The organism is Pseudomonas fluorescens group sp. PF-1, from assembly GCF_054481335.1.
Genome location: NZ_JBTMNG010000002.1, coordinates 1,194,453 through 1,211,429, shown reverse-complemented (window position 1 = coordinate 1,211,429; position 16,977 = coordinate 1,194,453). Strand labels below are relative to the sequence as shown.

Sequence of the window (16,977 nt, the reverse complement as noted above, 5' to 3'; positions counted from 1 at the left end):
ATTAATGAAATGAACACATGGCTACAGATGTATACGCCGCTTGGCTCTCTTGGGCTATCAGCCCTGGTTGCACTGATTCCAATCATCTTTTTCTTCCTTGCTCTTGCGGTCTTCCGCATGAAGGGGCATACGGCGGGAACCATAACTCTGATTTTGTCTATGATTATCGCTATATTCGCATTTGACATGCCTGCGAAAATGGCTTTTGCTGCCGCTGGTTATGGTTTCGCTTATGGCCTATGGCCCATTGCATGGATCATTATTACAGCAGTATTTCTCTACAAACTTACCGTCAAGAGCGGCCAGTTTGAAGTTATCCGAAGCTCAGTATTATCCATTACAGATGATAAACGTCTTCAGGTGCTCCTGATTGGCTTTTCATTCGGTGCTTTTCTTGAAGGAGCTGCGGGTTTCGGTGCGCCAGTTGCAATTACAGGTGCTTTGCTAGTCGGTTTAGGCTTCAACCCCCTTTATGCTGCAGGTCTTTGCTTGATAGCTAATACCGCACCAGTTGCTTTCGGAGCCTTGGGTGTACCCATCCTCGTTGCTGGGCAAGTAACTGGGATCGATCCGTTCAAAATTGGTGCTATGGCTGGACGACAATTACCACTGCTCTCCATCATTGTGCCATTCTGGTTAGTCGCCATTATGGACGGATGGAAAGGTATTAAAGAAACTTGGCCGGCGGCACTTGTGGCCGGTTCTAGCTTCGCTGTGACCCAGTACTTTACTTCGAACTACATCGGTCCTGAACTTCCAGATATTACCTCCGCACTTGTTAGTATTGTCTCGTTGACACTGTTCCTCAAAGTATGGCAACCAAAAGCGGCAGAGAGCAACGAAATCGTCGGCACGGTAGGAGGAGCCGCAGTCTTGGGCGGCTTCGGTGGGATACGTAACTCAACACCATCACCTTACAGCTTAGGCGAAATCATAAAGGCATGGTCACCGTTTCTAATCCTAACGGTGCTGGTTACGATCTGGACACTGAAACCTTTTAAAGCAATGTTTGCCCATGGCGGTGCCATGGAGCAATTCGTTTTTACAATTGCAATCCCTTACCTCGATCAACTGATTATCAAAGTTGCTCCAGTAGTAGCCAACCCCACCGCCATGACGGCCGTCTTTAAATTTGATCCTATTTCTGCTGGTGGTTCAGCTATTCTACTGTCCGCTGTGATTTCAGCTTTCATTTTGAAAGTTAGCTTGAAAAATGCGCTGGTGACTTTTGGCGAAACGCTAGTTTCATTAAAATGGCCGATTCTGTCCATCGGTATGGTGCTGGCATTTGCTTTCGTGACTAACTACTCAGGCATGTCTACCACACTTGCATTGGTCTTGGCGGGCACTGGCGCCGCCTTCCCCTTCTTCTCACCGTTCCTAGGCTGGTTAGGCGTTTTCCTTACAGGCTCAGATACCTCATCTAATGCATTGTTCGGTTCTCTGCAAGCTACAACTGCGCATCAGATTGGGGTCAACGACACACTGTTAGTGGCCGCCAACACCAGCGGAGGCGTGACGGGCAAAATGATTTCTCCTCAGTCCATCGCCATCGCCTGCGCGGCAACTGGGCTGGTCGGGAAAGAATCGGATCTTTTCCGCTTCACTCTTAAACATAGCCTGATCTTCGCCACATTTATCGGCTTGATCACACTGGCGCAAGCCTATGTGTTTACTGGCATGCTGGTGCACTGATTAACGCAAACCTCAACGATCACTTCCTGCGCCGGATCGTCCGGCGCTGTCTCCATGAGGCCCTCACATGACTATCGACACTTTCGACTTTAAAAAAGCCGCTTTGGATTACCACGAATTTCCAATACCAGGGAAAATTGGTACACAGCTCACAAAACCGGCGGATACGGCAGTTCACCTTGCCTTAGCTTATAGCCCGGGTGTGGCCGAACCCGTGCGCGAGATAGCAAAAAATCCGGAGAACGTTTATCGCTTTACTGGAAAAGGTAATCTTGTAGCGGTAATTACTAATGGTACGGCAATTCTTGGACTTGGTAATTTAGGCCCGCTGGCCAGCAAGCCCGTTATGGAAGGTAAGGCGCTGTTGTTCAAACGCTTTGCTGGCCTCGACGCAACCGATATCGAGGTTCAAGCAGAAGATTCGGATGCTTTCATTGATACCGTGGTTCGTATTGCCGACACTTTTGGCGGCATCAACCTAGAAGATATTAAGGCACCTGAATGCTTTGAGATCGAGAAAGCGCTCATCGAGCTTTGCAACATTCCAGTATTTCATGATGATCAACACGGCACCGCTATAGTGACAGCTGCGGGCATGCTAAACGCTTTGGAAATCCAAGGTAAAGATCTGAAAAATGCGAAAATCGTCTGCCTGGGTGCTGGCGCAGCTGCAATCGCTTGCATGCGGTTGCTAGTGAGTCTTGGAGCTCAAAAAAGTAATATGTATATGGTCGATCGGAGGGGCGTTATCCACTCTGCCCGTAAAGACCTAAATATTTACAAAGAGCAATTCATTAACGATAGTGGCCCTCTTACGTTGTTGGAGGCAATGGACGGAGCCGACGTCTTTTTGGGCCTGTCCGGTGCCAACTTACTATCACCGGAATCCTTGCTGGCAATGGCACCCAAGCCGGTTGTATTCGCCTGTTCAAACCCAGACCCAGAAATCAACCCAGAACTGGCACTCGCAACACGAGATGATTTGATCCTCGCGACCGGTCGTTCAGACTACCCAAACCAGGTAAACAATGTCCTAGGATTTCCGTTTATATTCCGCGGTGCACTTGATGTTCGCGCGAGGATAATCAATGAGGAAATGAAAATTGCAGCCGTTGAGTCGCTACGTCAACTAGCAAAAGAACCAGTTTCAGCAGAGGTCTTAAAAGCGTTTAATCTAGATCGTATGGCATTTGGGCGTAACTACATTTTACCAAAGCCGCTGGATACACGACTGCTCGCAGAAATACCTAGTGCCGTGGCAAAAGCAGCAGTCGACTCAGGTGTAGCACGATTGCCCTACCCTTCGCACTATCCTCTCTGACTTACTCAATATAGTCGCTGACTAATGTGCTAGTTAGGTCGCTATCACCACTATGGCAATGCTGACGAGATCAATGTGACAGACCTGCGCCTTTCCATTCCAGCCACGACCGCCTGCCAGTGGCTGCAGTCCCGCGCTAGACGACTAACGAAGACAATTAGTCGGATTGAAAAGGCATCCCAAGAGTAGGGGTGCTCATATATGGCCAGCGGATATAGCGGATATGCTGGCCATAGCTGCCGCTTTTTCAGTACAGGTTGGGTCGGATTGCTACCCTCCCTGAATAGCCTGAGCGCGCCTTCCGTTGCGTTTTAGCAGCTACTCTCTTGCTCATGGGCGATGACGGGACATTCATGGGTATATCAGACCGCGGAGTCAACACCTGAGAGTCGTCATCTGCGCCCCCGTCCAATGGTCGACCATTCCCGTCACCCCATCGGATGCCATAGGGATGATGGAGGGAGAGGCTGGAGACTGCTCCAAATAGGCTCTTCGTGAAATGATGTGCTGAATAAGCCCTTATAACAACTCTCATTTACATCCCTAATACGTTCTATTTGAAAAGGCCAGAAAAGATTTCTTTCAGCTTTTGAACAAACACCCCGCGAGAAGGTTCAGCCTGCTCTACTTTTTCGATTTCAGGTTTCATGGGAACCGAATTTTTTGCTTCCTGCTTCTCAAGACCCAAAATATTCACCAAATCATGCAAAACAATTTTTGGCTGTCTTACCTCACCGAACTCGAACTGAGCACCGCTATACGAATACACATTCAATACAAGCTTGTTAAATAGGTTGATGCAGCTCGAAACCCTGTGATACTCCTTAATCTGGCGCTCAATCGTATGAGGTGTGAATTTAGGATGTGCGGCAGCATGGCGTAACTTTTCCCAAGCCTTTTTCTCCGCAGTCGATATAAGTTTCTTGTCTACCAACATTCCCAGGGCTTTGGCCGCGTAAAGGTTTCCCCACCCAGCAACCTGCTTTATAATTGTATTACGTTTCGTTGGATCAATCTCAAGTGCCTTTATCTTTTCAATAATCTCGATTTTTTGCTTTTCGTATTCTTCATCCCTAGCCTCCTCTACAAGCTTCGGCATAAAAATATCTATCAAAATCCCCTCAACAGAAGTTGAGATTGTCAGATTTGATAGTGCACTCTCGGTATTAAACGCTGCAAACACACGTTTCCACTGCGAGTAGGTACTTTCAAAATACACATTGTGATTGTTTAAAACATGCCAAATATTAAAAAACAAATCATAGTGACTTTTGACGTCTATCACACCATCAATAAGAATATTTTCAGGGATTGGATGAGGAATGGACTGACTCTTAATTGAATTCCTAATGCTTCGGACATAATGCGTTAATTCCGAGCCGGACCTTTTAGACATGGCATACGCTTGTGGCAATGTGCCCGAAGTGAACCCTATATAAAATCTTAGCGCCTGAAACAGCTTATCAACATCAAAATCACCATTTGCATATACTTCAACATATTCCTTATGATCTATTATTGAAATTTCAAATTCATCACTCTTAAGAACTGTCTGATTAAAGCTCCAAGACTCACCTCCTAATGTTGAGGTGGTGGTATTGCCTTTATTCTTTGGAACCCTAGAGAGCTCATTAACTTCAAAACACAAAAAGCTTTTTCTTTGGCCCGGATAGTTGAAAGGCACCTGACTATAAATTTCCGCGAAACCAACTATAAATTTAAATGGGCGATACGTATTAAACTCTGTGATTTTTAATGAAAACCCATTAGCCTCTATTTTTTCACCATCCAAGGTAAGGCATTCAAAAAATAATTCTTGCTCAGGGTCAAAAAGATCTTTTGGGAAGTCGTTCCCGCCAAAATCAAAAGGAAAGTTTTCTGACTTTAGGCAGACAAACTCCATATAAAGAGAGCCAACACTATTAATTTTAATAATGCCATGACCTTCCAATCGCAACCCTTTGTCAATTTTTTGATAAATACAGGCCTCAATGCACTGAATGACCAGCTCACCCGAGCGAGCGATTGCAAAGCTCTTGTCTAACAACATGCGGCTTCCCTGCTGATTTTTTTTGAGCCTACGATGTCGGCACTCTACCTGTTTTAGGGAGCGTCAGTCAGTCGCTCTGCATACGTAATTCGCCTACTGGCAGCTTCTTGATGCCGAGCGAAGGCACCATCACCGCAGTCGGCAAACCAGGTGGTCGGGAAGTATGCTTCCGGTGGGCACTTGGTGGGCAATTTCACCCTGGAAGGAGGAATTCGAGAGGGAGTCTGTGCAACTAGCCGTGGAAGAATTGCAGTCAGTAGCCTTTTTAGCGGTGATTGTGATGAGCGAGCTTTTCAAAGAATTTATGCGGGACGTACCGCGGGGAGACTCTACCCGCCCCTTAAGAGAGCAGAAGGTTCCTCAGGCACGGTGGATGAAGCTCGAAGACATCGCAGCGAGCCGCACACTATCGTATGACCCTCGCCAGCCAGGGAAAAAAGTCCTGATCGGTGCACTGGGGAAGCAGCTCATTGGCATCGAGGATGACCGCCACATTCTTACCGTAGCGGGCTCCCGATCTGGTAAATCGGTTGGCTTGATCAGCAACCTGCTGTTCTATTCCGGCAGCATCCTGGCAACCGACCCCAAGGGCGAGCTGGCTGATATTACGGCAACCAGACGCGCGGGTTTGGGGCAGAAAATTTATGTCGTTGACCCCTTCGGGGTTTCCAGCAAAGCAGCCGCGAAATACCGCGCCTCGTACAACCCCATGAGCCTCCTGAAAACAGGCAGTGAAACATTCCTTGAGGATGCCGCGCTGATTGCCGAGTCGATTGTCGTGCAGTCGGCGGACCAGAAAGACCCGCACTGGGATGAGTCCGCCAAGAACTTTATCGAGGGCGTGATTATTCACGTCGTAACCTACTCTCGATACGACAAGGAGCGGCACCTCATCATGGTGAGGGAGCTGATCAAGCGGGCATTATGGGTAGAGCCGGGAGATGATGAAGAGAAGGCAAAGCCTCTCCTCTATGAGGAGATGATGGACAACGGCTACCGGCTGCAGGACCGCGCGGAAACAGAAGACATTGGCAGTGCCGTCATGGCGGCGGCGCTCGACTTTTACGGCAAGAAAGGGGCAGAGCTTTCCGGTGTTCACTCAACGGTAAACCGGCATACAAAGTTTCTCGATTACTCGGCCTTTCGCAAGGTTTTGAAAGAGCATGATTTCGACCTGTCGGAGCTGAAAAGCAAACCGTCAGGTGTCAGCATTTATCTATGCTTCCCCGCGACACGGATCGAAATTGCCAGACGCTGGATGCGGATTTTTATCAACCAACTGCTCGATACGATGGAGCGGGAAAAAACGATCCCGCCTGCCCCCGTGCTGGCATGTCTGGATGAGTTCCCGGTCCTTGGCTACATGAAGCAACTCGAAACCGCTTCAGGCCTGATCGCCTCGTTCGGCGTGAAGCTCTGGGTCATCCTTCAGGACTGGAGCCAGGGCAAAGCTCTGTACGGCGAGCGGTGGGAAACCTTTGCGGGCAACGCAGGGATCATGCAGTTCTTTGGCAACAACGATATGGCGACGACCGAATATATTTCCAAGCTGCTCGGTAAAACGCAGGTGGAAGTGGCTCGTACGGGCGAAGTCGCGCAGGACCAACAACAAAAAGGGTTATCGGGCCGGTCCGAAGCCATCGAGCTTTACGACCTGATGACGCCAGATGAAATCAGGCGGCATTTCTCCCGCAGCGATCCGTTTACACGGCAGATAATTCTTTGGGCAGGACGTCATCCGATGATGTTGCAGCGGGTGATCTGGCACCAGAAAGACGGAGTACTGGCTCCTTATCTTTAAGTACGTGGCGGGCGAGGTCGGCGCAAAGCCGACCATACCTGTTACGCAATCGCTTATCTACGACTCTTTCAAGTCGATATCCCCCCGGAGTCGCGCGAGGAACCCGAGAGGTAACGTAGGTGTAATGCTGAATTAAATTATCCCCAGCACCAACGATTGAAAACGTTGCAATGTCTGCGCGATGAAAGATCCGTTAGATGGCGAGCGTCCAACCTGACGTTGATTGCAGGAGGATATATGAGTAAGTCTATTGCAAAAAACCAAAGCGTCGCAATTACATGCGCAGTGATAGCGGCATTTCTGTTTGCTTATTTTGAAAGCATGCTGGGAGATATCGCAACCAACATTGGCATTGAAGCGTACATTGCATTCAGATTGGTTTTTACTAGCGGCGTCTACTTTCTAATTCTGTGGTTATTTTCTTTACGTAGGAATAGTGGCGGCCTGGTATTTTCACCAAAAAATATAGACATGATTTTATACGTCCGTGGTTTTATCACGGTTATTTACCTGACCTGTTTGGCTGTGGCATTTTATGGAGGAAAATCCCAAGCGTTGACATATCCATTTTTCTTTCTTCACCCTATTTGGCAATTTTTTGCAGCTCGCATGATCAACAAGAAGTGGCCATCAATCAAAAGGCAGGCTGCCCCCATAGCACTGATATTAATTGGAGCTCTGGTGTTTGCGGTTAGCCATCCAAAAAATCATACTGAGGCTCAAGGTTGGTGGCAGCAATTCTTCGAGGCTTTGCCATCATATGCGCCTGCTCTTTTGGCGGGAATTGGATTTGCGTACACTAATGAAATGTCCACTCGCATCTCAGAAAGATGCAATGAGTACCCGTATAAATTTGTCGGCGGGGTAACGATTGAGCGCATGGATGGACTTCGCATCACGGCATACACTACGTATGCATCGATACTCATACTTCCTATTATGCTGCCTATAATGACTATTATATTAAAGTATCTTGGAATGAGCACGACAACGTTAAATCTTCTTCAGTCGGAGCAGCTGCCCAGCTATGTCAGCGATCTCTCTCTGGCATGTCTGATCGTCGCAGTGGGAACTTGGGCGATAACGGAGGCTTTCGCGCGTGCAAAGCATACTACGCAAATAGCGGCTTTAGATGGACTGCTTATTCCGCTGGCCGCAGGACTGGATTATTTGCATGGGAGACTTCCGACAGATGACCCAAACTTCGTATATATGGCTGGAGCATTATTCCTGATTCTTGTCGGAGCCGTGTGGTCAGCCTTCAGACCTGAAGCAAGCTAACGCAAAGGAAACAATGCGCTATCGCATGATAGGAGCGGCTGAAAGCGCCCTTGTTTCCTGGAGGTGAACCTTGACCGGGGCTGTGTCTTGCTTGTTCTCATGCGCAATCCAAGAAACCGATGCTGCGAAGGCAACTGCTAATGCAAGCGAAACGGCAAGTCCCTGTTTCACTTCTTTGACCATTTCTGATTTCTGTTTGAGCGTAGGTTCCTGCATTTCACTGCCCTTCCAATTTTCTCTACTATCACAGCAAGAATTTAACAATATTCATTTATAAAAAAGCTGTCAAGACAAATATTATACTTGCAAATAAATGCCAAACTAACTGAGAGGACAGACAACTCTCTACCTGTAATGCCTTTAGGACTTATCCCAGCTAGGAACGCCTTGTTGAAAGGCTTGTTTAATCTGTTTTTTTGATAGAAGCACACCTACCGCGTAATCTTTTCCGCAAGAAAAAGCCAACTCGGAGGCATAGCGCCCACAATGATCTTTTATAAGGTAATCGCACTTACCGCTGCTGACCAAAATTCGGACGCACTGACGAGCACCGAAAGCTGCTGCGTAATGAAGTGCAGTCATACCAAGCTCATCCTGTTCGTTAACATTCACATCATCTTCGTCTATGCGCAACTTGGCGCTCCTAGCATATCCGCGCTTAACGCAATTGATAAGAGTCATGTGTGAGCCACCGCCCTCATACCCACTGTAGAATCTTCTCCGTGGTAAATCTCGTTGCAATTCCGCATGTTCTTTCTTTAAGTCTTTCATGATTTTCCCGAGTATCGATTAAATATTGCAGCCTTAAACTGGAAGGCCCGTCGGAATAAATTTAAATGCATTAAATAGCTGGGTCGACCCATCGGGGTGTGCCAGATAATGACGAGTAGGTAAATGTCTTAGCCCATGCCGCAGGAGGCATATATCGAGAATAGGATAGTCGCTACTGAGCCATCCAGTCTGGACATAAGCTGCACTGGGAACTGGGCTATTCTCACTTAAAAATACATGAAGACAATTATCTTCCGTAACTGCAAATCCGTAGCCGGTTCTATGCTCGCGTATTGTTGTATAGGCGTCACGCGCCTTTAGGGTATTTAATTCAAATATGTTGTGCGCACTGACCTCATACATTTCTGCTACTCGCACGAATCTTCCAGACGGATCAGCAATAATGCGAAGTGTAAAAGTCTCCCACATTCCGCCGATGCTTTCAAGGCACGCCGAATAAGTACCTTCGACATTCATGATAAAATCATTTGAGGATTCAGAACTTGCAGCCAAATATTTATGGGCGGCCAACATCCCCTTAAGATAAACGTCAACCTCTTCAAGATCACTCAGCTTTAAAAGTCCGTCATCAATTAAAAATCGCGTTACATCTTTTAATTTTGTTTGCTTTAAAACATTTGTTCCAGCCGCGAAGCGGCGTAACGACTCCGATTTAAACTCAAGCTCTTTGTCATCCAATTCGTATTTTTCGCGATTCACATCGGAATAAATTATTTCATCACGCACCTGCTCCCATGAAATTTGTTGTCCATTACTGGTCTTCGTAATCCTGTAGTAATTCAACGCGTTCCGAATTTCATCGATTTGCCACTCAGTAAATTCGATCTCTTCAACATCCATATCCCTTCCCCTTCAAACGCAATGGGCGCGAGGAACCAGCGAGGAAAGCTTCATTGACCATTGTGTCAGCGTAGCTCCTAACGCAATCAGTTGAGGACGTTGCCATGAACTCTCCGATGAAAAGCCCACTTACAGGGCGTCCCCCCACCAGGCAAACGACCGACGAAGCCGGTCTGCTGTCGTTCAAGGTTACGCCGCGCGAGCTGACCCCTATTCGGGCCAAGCTGGCGAATGGGATCAGTTCCGTCATCGGGCTGGGGCTGGCGGCGGTCAATTTCATCCCCCTGCTCCAGGAGCGTCATCTGTATCTGCAGGACCTGGTGGCGGCAATTGGGGTGACGGTGCTCGGATATTACCTGTTGCGCTGGGTGACGCTGGAAGCGTGCCGGGTAACCACCCGGATCGAACTGAGAATGGACCAGGCCAAGGTCAGACGTTTGTCGGGTTGGGAGAGCTACGACCGCCGCATCGAGCATCGTTTTGTGCTGCTGCCGCATGACGAAGCTGAACATGAACAGCGGTGTCATGACTTAGCCACCCGTAAAGCGGCAGCGAACGGCCAGGTCCTGCAACCGCCCATTTATTACGGTGATTCCTTCCATGTCGTTCTGGTGTATGCGGGTCACCGCATCGATCTCATGACCGTATATGGCAGACAGCAGGCGGCAGCCATCGTTGCCCGTTTGCAGCATTGCGACCAGATCCTTGATGCCGAGGCGAAACGCGTCGGAGCAGGAAAGAACCCCCACATCGATGGGGAATGGCCTCACTCCCCTGGAGGACTTAATGATGTTTAACCAAATCTACCCCTACTTAAAAATCGTGGCCGCCGCAGGTGGCGGGATCATCGTCGCCTGTATCGCTTTCAACTTCCTGATGTGGATGGTTGGGGCGATCTTCCGGCAGTCTTTGATCTTCATCGACTTCACGGTGCGTCTTCTCATAAAGGGCTCCAGCTGGACGGGCCGTTATCTGAAAGCTTTCGTCATCGGATTCCTGTCGCTGGTTTTCAACATCGTTTGGGGCACATGGATGTTCTTTTATCAGCCTTGCTTCCTCGCGGGCAGGAATTTGTCCCGCGCCGTTGGCCAGTACGTAAAGCTGCGTCAGTTGTTCTGGAAGTACGGACGCCAGGAATTCGCAACCTTCGGGCAATTCAAACGCCACATGCTGGGTGAAGAAGAGCCGCCACCGAAACCAGAAAAACCTGCACCAGAAAAAAGCGGTTATGCGCAGGCGCTCGAAGTGCTGGGTTTCTCGGAAAGTACGCCGCTCGACAAGACGATGCTTAAAAGCCGACATCGCGAGCTAGCGGCGATTCTGCACCCGGATAAAGCGTTTCCCAATCAGGTGTTCATGCAGCAGGTCAACGATGCCGTTGACTACATCAAGAGGGCAAGAAAATGGACATAACCAGACAGCAAAACAAGCCCCTGAGCTTGTTGGAGAAGGCCCGACAGGAACTGGCAGCGTTCAACCGCAAGCAGCTTTCTGTACCCGAGGCCGCGTCCATTCCCAATACCAGGATCACCATGCAGGAACCATCGCATGGCGAACGGATTCTCTATTGCTCCAAGGTGCCGCAAGCCTCGGCTCTTCTGATCCTGAAACTGCACGAGAAAGGCGCGGAAATCACCGACGTGATCTCGCGCCGCAATGCGCCCGCGTCCGCGCAAGGGGGCACTCAAGCCGTGCACAATGATCTGGATATGCGTGCGTTGCTGCTGGGCAACTATCAGGGCTGCCCGCACTGCGATAACCCTGAGGTGGTGCTGTGTCCCCGTTGCGGCAACCTGTCTTGCATTGGCAGTCAACCGAGGATGACCTGCCCGGTCTGTGAGCACAGCGCACGTGTGGTCAGCAGCGGGATCAGCCTGGAGGTTTCATGCGGAAAACCCGGGCAACAGGCAAGTTCACAAACGGATCAACAACTGCTGGCAAAACCGACAGGCCGACCGGCCCTGCCCCACAGGCCTGGATAGGGTCATCTAAAGTGGCAGGGCTCAGGCTGAATCGCCCGGACAGCAGTCCCTATGAGAAGTGCTCACCGCGCCCCTTCGTCCGGTACTGCGAACTTGTAGAAGAGGCCAACCGCGAGCCAGTGGTGGTAGAGCGCGACTACAACCTCACCAATGCTAAAACGACCTGGGACTATCTAACTGCACGCGAGGCTGAAATTTTCGGGATCACCCGCGCCTGCTCAATACCTTGACTTACGCCTATATGCGCTATTCTGAAGACGTGATTGGTGTGACGAACGTCGAGTACATGCCGTTCCGCGATGAAAAGCGCCCCCGCGTATTCAATGCGGATATAAAGGAGGCGAAGTGAATGCGATTTGCGTTCTGCATCTAAGCGATCTTCATTGGGGACAGGAAGGGGTCTGCACTCACTGGGAGAGTTTCGAGGATCTTTTTGTTGATAGCGTAAAGGCAGCGCTTCAGTCGTCTAAAAGTCAGAAAGTTGATCTGATTCTTTTTACTGGTGATTTGGTTTTTTCTGGCACTTCGACGCAGTATGCCGAACTTGATAAAAAAATAGAACAACTTCGAGGAAAACTAGATCTAACCTGCCCAATATTGGCAGTACCGGGAAACCACGACATGTCCCGGCCAGATAACAAAGCGCAGATTACCGAAGCGGTTTTAAAAGATTTTCGATCGGAAAGATCCAAATTTTGGAGTAATTACTCCGTAACACTGGGAGGTTGGTTTAAGAACTATGACACATGGTGGAAGCGGCAAAAACATCCGTCAAAAATCCTGTATGGCGATATACCTGGCGATTTTGCCGCAACTGTAGAAATGAACGGTCTCAAATTAGGTGTAATTGGGCTGAACACAGCTCATTTGCATTTCAAAGATTCTCTAACAGAAGGCCAGCTAGGATTAACCTCTCCACAATACCATTCAATATTCACACAAAAGGACGCTTCGGGCAATATTACGCCTCGGGAATGGTGCCGCTCGCATGATGCAGTCATATTGGCCACTCATCACCCATTAAACTGGCTTGATGCTGATTCGAAGGCATTTTTCCTGCGGGATGTTCATCGCTCTGGTGAAATTTTATTTCACGCATTTGGCCACATGCATATTCCACTATCTTCTGGAGAATCATATGGCGGAGCGCAGGAGCGATTTTCCATCCAGGCTCCATCGCTTTTTGGCATGGAGCATTTTGAAGCACCCTCAGGTGAAAAAAAAGAAAAAAGAATTAATGGTTACAGCCTAATTCGCATCGAAAAAAGCGGAGGGCTTGCAACTTTTCGGCAATGGCCGTATCTGGCAGTCATTCACCAAGGTGTAAATCCAGCCATAACTCCACACTCGGGTGATGGTGGATATAAACTACTAGAGGATGGTGGAACTAATGCACTGCCAGTTAGAAGATTAGAACCCGCCAAGACAAATAACTCCTTTGAGGACCTCTATCGAATAAAGGCTCGCTTATTTGCGGTGCAGGCTAGCGTCGAAATTAGAAACTACCAAATTCTTATGAGAAGTGAGGCGAAGAAGGGTTTTGACGGTGCTGAGCCGAGCGCCGACAGAAAAAATGTGCTTCGTGGGCTGTTAGACACTGTTTGTGATATTAGTGGGAATTGGCTGAATAGTGACCGTCCCATCGCGAGAGCAAATGTCATGAAAGCGCGCCCTTGGGAGGATAGGTATTTATCGGAAGACACCTCGCTGCGCTTCGTCTTCGGAGCAAAACAATATTCACACATACTAACTCCTTTGGAAGTCAGCAAAGACAAAGTTTATAGATGTAGTGGAAAAGGCTTTTCTTTACCAGTAGAACTTCATTCTAAAAGTGGCGCACTTTTGCGCATTCTACCTGGGGCTCCGCGTGCATTCCTCCAGAAAAAGAGGGTGACACTTGACTGCGACAGAATTGATTTTTCTAACAGCAAAATCCCAAATGCAGTTCGATCAGAGATTCTGAATGAAATTGAAAATGGAGACTACAGATTTTTAATTTGCTTTCCAGTTTTTTGCGGAGGCTATGAGTCACCGGCAGGAGTAGTTAATGTAGAGATCATGAGGGACAACGATCTAACTTCGAATCTTAATTCACATAATGTTAACACCTATTTTGCGGAGTTGGAGATTTTTCTAAGCCCCATACTAAACTTGATTGGCGGTTTAATTTAAGGTAATCATTAAAGCAACTTAAACAATGAGGATATTTAAATGCCCAAATCAAATAAGCAAGACCAAGATGAATGGGATTACAACAAATTTACTCGAGCAGATTTCGAGAAAATCGCCCGAGCTGGAACTGCTGAAATGAGCGCATATCTGCTGTCACACCCTTGCCCATCGATTAAGCGAGGCCAAGGCGAATGGGATTACAACAAGTTTACAAGATCGGATTTCGAGAAAATCGCCCGGGCAAGAACTACTGAGATGAGCGCATACCTACTGTCACATCCTTGTCCATCTTTAGAGGATACCTTGGCTAACTTGCACAGGGCCACACATAGCTCTATTAAACCTCCTGGAAATACCTAACACTATTCAGGCCGCCTGAGTTAAGAACTTGTTAATCTTATTCCCATAAACTACCTATATCCGGCCCCTGCAATCCAAGGCTGCTGGATGTTTTGATAAGTGTTATGGGAAGTGGTTCATGACAGAGCAAGAGCCAGGTTCAGGTTTTCGTGGTTCCCTTGCGGGAGCAAGGGAACCTGTGGTAGATCGGCGTAGTGATCTGCCGAATTTCGCCGATGCGGACCCCGGCGTTCCCGAAAACGATCTTCACGACATCTCGAAAACCCTATTCGGGGCGCAGGCTTCGACGGGCAAGGCCGTCTTCTCAGCCAGCCGTATGACGGTGAACCCGAACGCGCAGCAACATGCGCTACACGATCAACAAAAACGTAAAGAAGAGCGCGAAGCGCGTGAGTTGGCCAACCTCGCCCGCTGGAACACAGAGATGACCACGGTCGGCGGTGTCCAGATGACGAACGCGCAGGCACAGACTGCCCGCCAGAATGTCATCGACAACGCCGATGCCTATGCTGACTGGGCCGTTCGCAAGGGCCTTATCCGTGAGGACGAGAAGGACGAGTTCAAGGCGAGCGTCCGGCGCAAGAAAGAGCTCGAAGACAAGCGCGGGCGTGGGACGTTAACTCCAGAGGAAACTGAAGAAGAACACAAGCTGGATCGGTCGCGCGTGGGAAAGGCGATTGATGCCGCCACCGCTCAGAACCATCTTGACAAAGGCAACACGCCATCGGCCTCGGCGGATCAGGCTCGCGCAGCAGTGTCCGCAGCATCGGCCCTTGATGAGGATCGCAAATCCCCATTCCAGTCCGCGAAAGACTTGGGTACTGCCTTTGCAGCGGTCGCTCCACCCGTCGTCCGGCCAGCCTCCGCGCCTTCAGCGCCGCCAGCGCCCGAGATCACTGCTACCGGCCTCAACCTGTAGCAGAGATCATTTCAATGCAGCAAGCCCGTACTCGGTGTACCTCGGATAGGCTAAGGTCGCATTGAGGATCGTTGCCCCGTCGGGCAACGAGCTGTAGGCGATGCCGCCAACGATACCACGTGACGGATGCGCGGGATCGTCATTGATACTTCCATTGACATTGCCCGAAACCGTTACCACACCGCTGGTGGGCTGGTAGATGCCTGATGGGCCCTTCGCAACAGTGAAGCCTTGAATCATGACCCGCTCTCCAAGCGGCTCGACGCGATGAAGAACTTGATTCAGCGAAGAACAGTTTCCCTGCGGAAATTTCCCCGCTAGTTGGAGACGTTTGCAGTTCGCAACAGCGTCCTCATCTGGGGCTTTCAGAAGTGCCGCATTGGGTATTCCCGCTGAGCGGGCGTCATATAGCCGTATGTCCGCCAGTCGCTCATAAATGCAAATCTGCCCCGCCCTATCCCCCAGCGGCTGGTCTGCCTTCAGGATATAGCCGACTTTCCGGTCATCGCTCATCGTGAAGATCATTCCGAACAGGCGCTTGTCCGGCGCAATCATCTGCGCAGACGCCACCGAATGCTGGCCCTCGGTCTTGAGGCGAGCGGTCATTGCTTCAGGTGTGTCGCAATCGCCGATATCGGCGGCGTTGGCGTTACCGACGTAAACGCAAGTGGTTGCGAAAGCCAGCGAAAGAGGAAGGTATTTCAGCACTCGTGAAATAGGTGGCGCGATACCGCATCGCCGCCCTCCTGGTGAAGCCAAGCACATCGCGTCGTCACTCGAAAATGGAAGTCGTTCCTGGCTGTCCATGGAGGGAAACGCCCCCTGCCCTCGCTGCATCGCCTGAATCTTCAAAGTCGTCATATCCGGGACTCCTTGATCGAAAGAGAAGGTGATGCGTTGCATGCGCCGGTATGCACTCGGGATTCCGCCATGGGCATCACAGGGGCTCACCAGGGGAACTAAATATGACGTTCCGAAAACGAACCCTTTTGAAACCTGGTGCTGCCTGTATGTAGTTGCGTGCGGAGTCTCAGTAGCAATTGACTCTTTGAGATCTCGTGAATAGAGTCCTTAAAGGTTCCTTTGCGGAACAACAGTAAGTGCGGCTGTGTGACCCTCCTTTTGACAGCGGTGCCTGCCTGCGGGAAAGGCAGAACCATGAAGATCGGGTACGCCCGTGTATCGACAGAAGACCAGCTTCTTGACCTGCAAATCGAAGCCCTGCGACAGGCCGGGTGCGAGCGCATCTTTGAAGAGAAGAAATCCGGCGCCCTCACACGTCGCCCGGCTCTCCATGCGGCCCTGCGCACCCTGCGCGACGGTGACGTGCTGGTTGTCTGGAAGCTCGACCGCTTAGGCCGCTCGTTGCAAGACCTCATCAAGACCCTTGGGAAGCTCGAGCGGCGGGGAATTGGTTTCTGGTCAATTTCCGATCAAATCGACACCCAGACGCCAGCAGGCAAGCTTGTATTTCACATCACGGGCGCTGTGGCGGAATTTGAACGAGCATTAATTTCCGAGCGGACGAAGGCTGGGATGCTAGCCGCTCAACGAAGAGGTCGCAAACCGGGACGGCCTGCGGCCCTGACACCGAGCCAGGAATTGACCGTTCAGCGCATGGCAATTTGCGACGACATGCCTCTGGAGGTCATTGCTGCCCGCATGCAGGTCAGTAAGACCACTGTCTGGCGGGCCGTAGCGAAGATCAGGTCAGGGACAAGGCGGCCAATGCCTGAAGTTTGACCACATTTTCGGACGGCGCTC

Annotated in this window: 15 protein-coding genes; 11 read left to right on the top strand and 4 right to left on the bottom strand. The window is 49.8% G+C overall.

The genetic code is table 11. From position 1 onward, the window contains the following. Positions 1–9: 9 nt before the first annotated feature. Together ACX3YD_RS20145 and ACX3YD_RS20140 are read left to right on the top strand one after the other, a co-directional pair. Positions 10–1,695, top strand: a complete 1,686-nt coding sequence (locus ACX3YD_RS20145; RefSeq protein WP_057005175.1) for a lactate permease LctP family transporter — start codon at positions 10–12, stop codon at positions 1,693–1,695. Between the two features lie 67 nt (positions 1,696–1,762). Further along, positions 1,763–3,016, top strand: a complete 1,254-nt coding sequence (locus ACX3YD_RS20140; protein ID WP_057005174.1) for a malic enzyme-like NAD(P)-binding protein — start codon at positions 1,763–1,765, stop codon at positions 3,014–3,016. Between the two features lie 553 nt (positions 3,017–3,569). Here the strand turns inward: ACX3YD_RS20140 and ACX3YD_RS20135 are convergent. After that, entirely contained in the window at positions 3,570–5,066 is a 1,497-nt protein-coding gene (locus ACX3YD_RS20135) for a hypothetical protein (protein ID WP_057005173.1), read from the bottom strand. Between the two features lie 226 nt (positions 5,067–5,292). Between ACX3YD_RS20135 and ACX3YD_RS20130 the strand changes: the two genes are divergently transcribed. Both ACX3YD_RS20130 and ACX3YD_RS20125 read left to right on the top strand, forming a co-directional pair. Continuing rightward, on the top strand, positions 5,293–6,867 hold the full coding sequence (locus ACX3YD_RS20130; RefSeq protein WP_234427155.1) for a type IV secretory system conjugative DNA transfer family protein: 1,575 nt from the start codon (positions 5,293–5,295) through the stop codon (positions 6,865–6,867). Positions 6,868–7,104: 237 nt separating this feature from the next. Then, entirely contained in the window at positions 7,105–8,148 is a 1,044-nt protein-coding gene (locus ACX3YD_RS20125) for a hypothetical protein (RefSeq protein ID WP_057005172.1), read from the top strand. 360 nt (positions 8,149–8,508) lie between these two features. Here the strand turns inward: ACX3YD_RS20125 and ACX3YD_RS20120 are convergent, their stop codons facing one another. Continuing rightward, a complete protein-coding gene (locus ACX3YD_RS20120) occupies positions 8,509–8,919 on the bottom strand; it encodes an ankyrin repeat domain-containing protein (RefSeq protein ID WP_082643869.1) in 411 nt (136 codons plus the stop codon). A gap of 33 nt (positions 8,920–8,952) precedes the next feature. Continuing rightward, positions 8,953–9,780 carry a hypothetical protein gene (locus ACX3YD_RS20115; protein ID WP_057005169.1) on the bottom strand — a complete coding sequence of 276 codons (828 nt, stop codon included), beginning with the start codon at positions 9,778–9,780 and terminating at the stop codon, positions 8,953–8,955. A 104-nt stretch (positions 9,781–9,884) separates the two neighbouring features. On the opposite strand from ACX3YD_RS20115, the gene ACX3YD_RS20110 reads away from it, so the two are divergent. From ACX3YD_RS20110 to ACX3YD_RS20085, 6 genes are all read left to right on the top strand, one after another. After that, positions 9,885–10,577, top strand: coding sequence for a hypothetical protein (locus tag ACX3YD_RS20110; protein WP_057005168.1), 693 nt, complete (start codon positions 9,885–9,887; stop codon positions 10,575–10,577). After that, positions 10,570–11,193 carry a J domain-containing protein gene (locus ACX3YD_RS20105; protein WP_057005189.1) on the top strand — a complete coding sequence of 208 codons (624 nt, stop codon included), beginning with the start codon at positions 10,570–10,572 and terminating at the stop codon, positions 11,191–11,193. Before ACX3YD_RS20110 ends, ACX3YD_RS20105 begins: the two co-directional genes overlap by 8 nt. Then, complete coding sequence (locus ACX3YD_RS20100; RefSeq protein ID WP_057005167.1) at positions 11,184–11,762, top strand: TerY-C metal binding domain-containing protein; 579 nt, start codon at positions 11,184–11,186, stop codon at positions 11,760–11,762. Before ACX3YD_RS20105 ends, ACX3YD_RS20100 begins: the two co-directional genes overlap by 10 nt. Before the next feature lie 345 nt (positions 11,763–12,107). Then, positions 12,108–13,934 carry a metallophosphoesterase family protein gene (locus ACX3YD_RS20095; RefSeq protein WP_159439516.1) on the top strand — a complete coding sequence of 609 codons (1,827 nt, stop codon included), beginning with the start codon at positions 12,108–12,110 and terminating at the stop codon, positions 13,932–13,934. Between the two features lie 39 nt (positions 13,935–13,973). Next, the gene (locus tag ACX3YD_RS20090; RefSeq protein ID WP_454865466.1) at positions 13,974–14,294 is read left to right on the top strand and encodes a hypothetical protein; all 321 of its coding nucleotides are present in this window, start codon (positions 13,974–13,976) and stop codon (positions 14,292–14,294) included. A 118-nt stretch (positions 14,295–14,412) separates the two neighbouring features. Further along, positions 14,413–15,213 (top strand): hypothetical protein, encoded by an 801-nt coding sequence (locus ACX3YD_RS20085; RefSeq protein ID WP_090473879.1) that lies wholly within the window; start codon positions 14,413–14,415, stop codon positions 15,211–15,213. Positions 15,214–15,219: 6 nt separating this feature from the next. On the opposite strand, the gene ACX3YD_RS20080 is transcribed toward ACX3YD_RS20085, so the two are convergent. Continuing rightward, positions 15,220–16,074 (bottom strand): hypothetical protein, encoded by an 855-nt coding sequence (locus ACX3YD_RS20080; RefSeq protein WP_057005164.1) that lies wholly within the window; start codon positions 16,072–16,074, stop codon positions 15,220–15,222. A gap of 297 nt (positions 16,075–16,371) precedes the next feature. Between ACX3YD_RS20080 and ACX3YD_RS20075 the strand changes: the two genes are divergently transcribed. Then, on the top strand, positions 16,372–16,956 hold the full coding sequence (locus ACX3YD_RS20075) for a recombinase family protein (protein ID WP_057005163.1): 585 nt from the start codon (positions 16,372–16,374) through the stop codon (positions 16,954–16,956). The last annotated feature ends 21 nt before the right edge of the window (positions 16,957–16,977 follow it).

Bases quoted from the DNA above. Each gene is read 5' to 3' on its own strand.
- ACX3YD_RS20145 (WP_057005175.1), top strand. From the start codon at position 10: ATGAACACATGGCTACAGATGTATACGCCGCTTGGCTCTCTTGGGCTA.
- ACX3YD_RS20140 (WP_057005174.1), top strand. From the start codon at position 1,763: ATGACTATCGACACTTTCGACTTTAAAAAAGCCGCTTTGGATTACCAC.
- ACX3YD_RS20135 (WP_057005173.1), bottom strand. From the start codon at position 5,066: ATGTTGTTAGACAAGAGCTTTGCAATCGCTCGCTCGGGTGAGCTGGTC.
- ACX3YD_RS20125 (WP_057005172.1), top strand. From the start codon at position 7,105: ATGAGTAAGTCTATTGCAAAAAACCAAAGCGTCGCAATTACATGCGCA.
- ACX3YD_RS20120 (WP_082643869.1), bottom strand. From the start codon at position 8,919: ATGAAAGACTTAAAGAAAGAACATGCGGAATTGCAACGAGATTTACCA.
- ACX3YD_RS20115 (WP_057005169.1), bottom strand. From the start codon at position 9,780: ATGGATGTTGAAGAGATCGAATTTACTGAGTGGCAAATCGATGAAATT.
- ACX3YD_RS20110 (WP_057005168.1), top strand. From the start codon at position 9,885: ATGAACTCTCCGATGAAAAGCCCACTTACAGGGCGTCCCCCCACCAGG.
- ACX3YD_RS20105 (WP_057005189.1), top strand. From the start codon at position 10,570: ATGTTTAACCAAATCTACCCCTACTTAAAAATCGTGGCCGCCGCAGGT.
- ACX3YD_RS20100 (WP_057005167.1), top strand. From the start codon at position 11,184: ATGGACATAACCAGACAGCAAAACAAGCCCCTGAGCTTGTTGGAGAAG.
- ACX3YD_RS20090 (WP_454865466.1), top strand. From the start codon at position 13,974: ATGCCCAAATCAAATAAGCAAGACCAAGATGAATGGGATTACAACAAA.
- ACX3YD_RS20085 (WP_090473879.1), top strand. From the start codon at position 14,413: ATGACAGAGCAAGAGCCAGGTTCAGGTTTTCGTGGTTCCCTTGCGGGA.
- ACX3YD_RS20080 (WP_057005164.1), bottom strand. From the start codon at position 16,074: ATGACGACTTTGAAGATTCAGGCGATGCAGCGAGGGCAGGGGGCGTTT.
- ACX3YD_RS20075 (WP_057005163.1), top strand. From the start codon at position 16,372: ATGAAGATCGGGTACGCCCGTGTATCGACAGAAGACCAGCTTCTTGAC.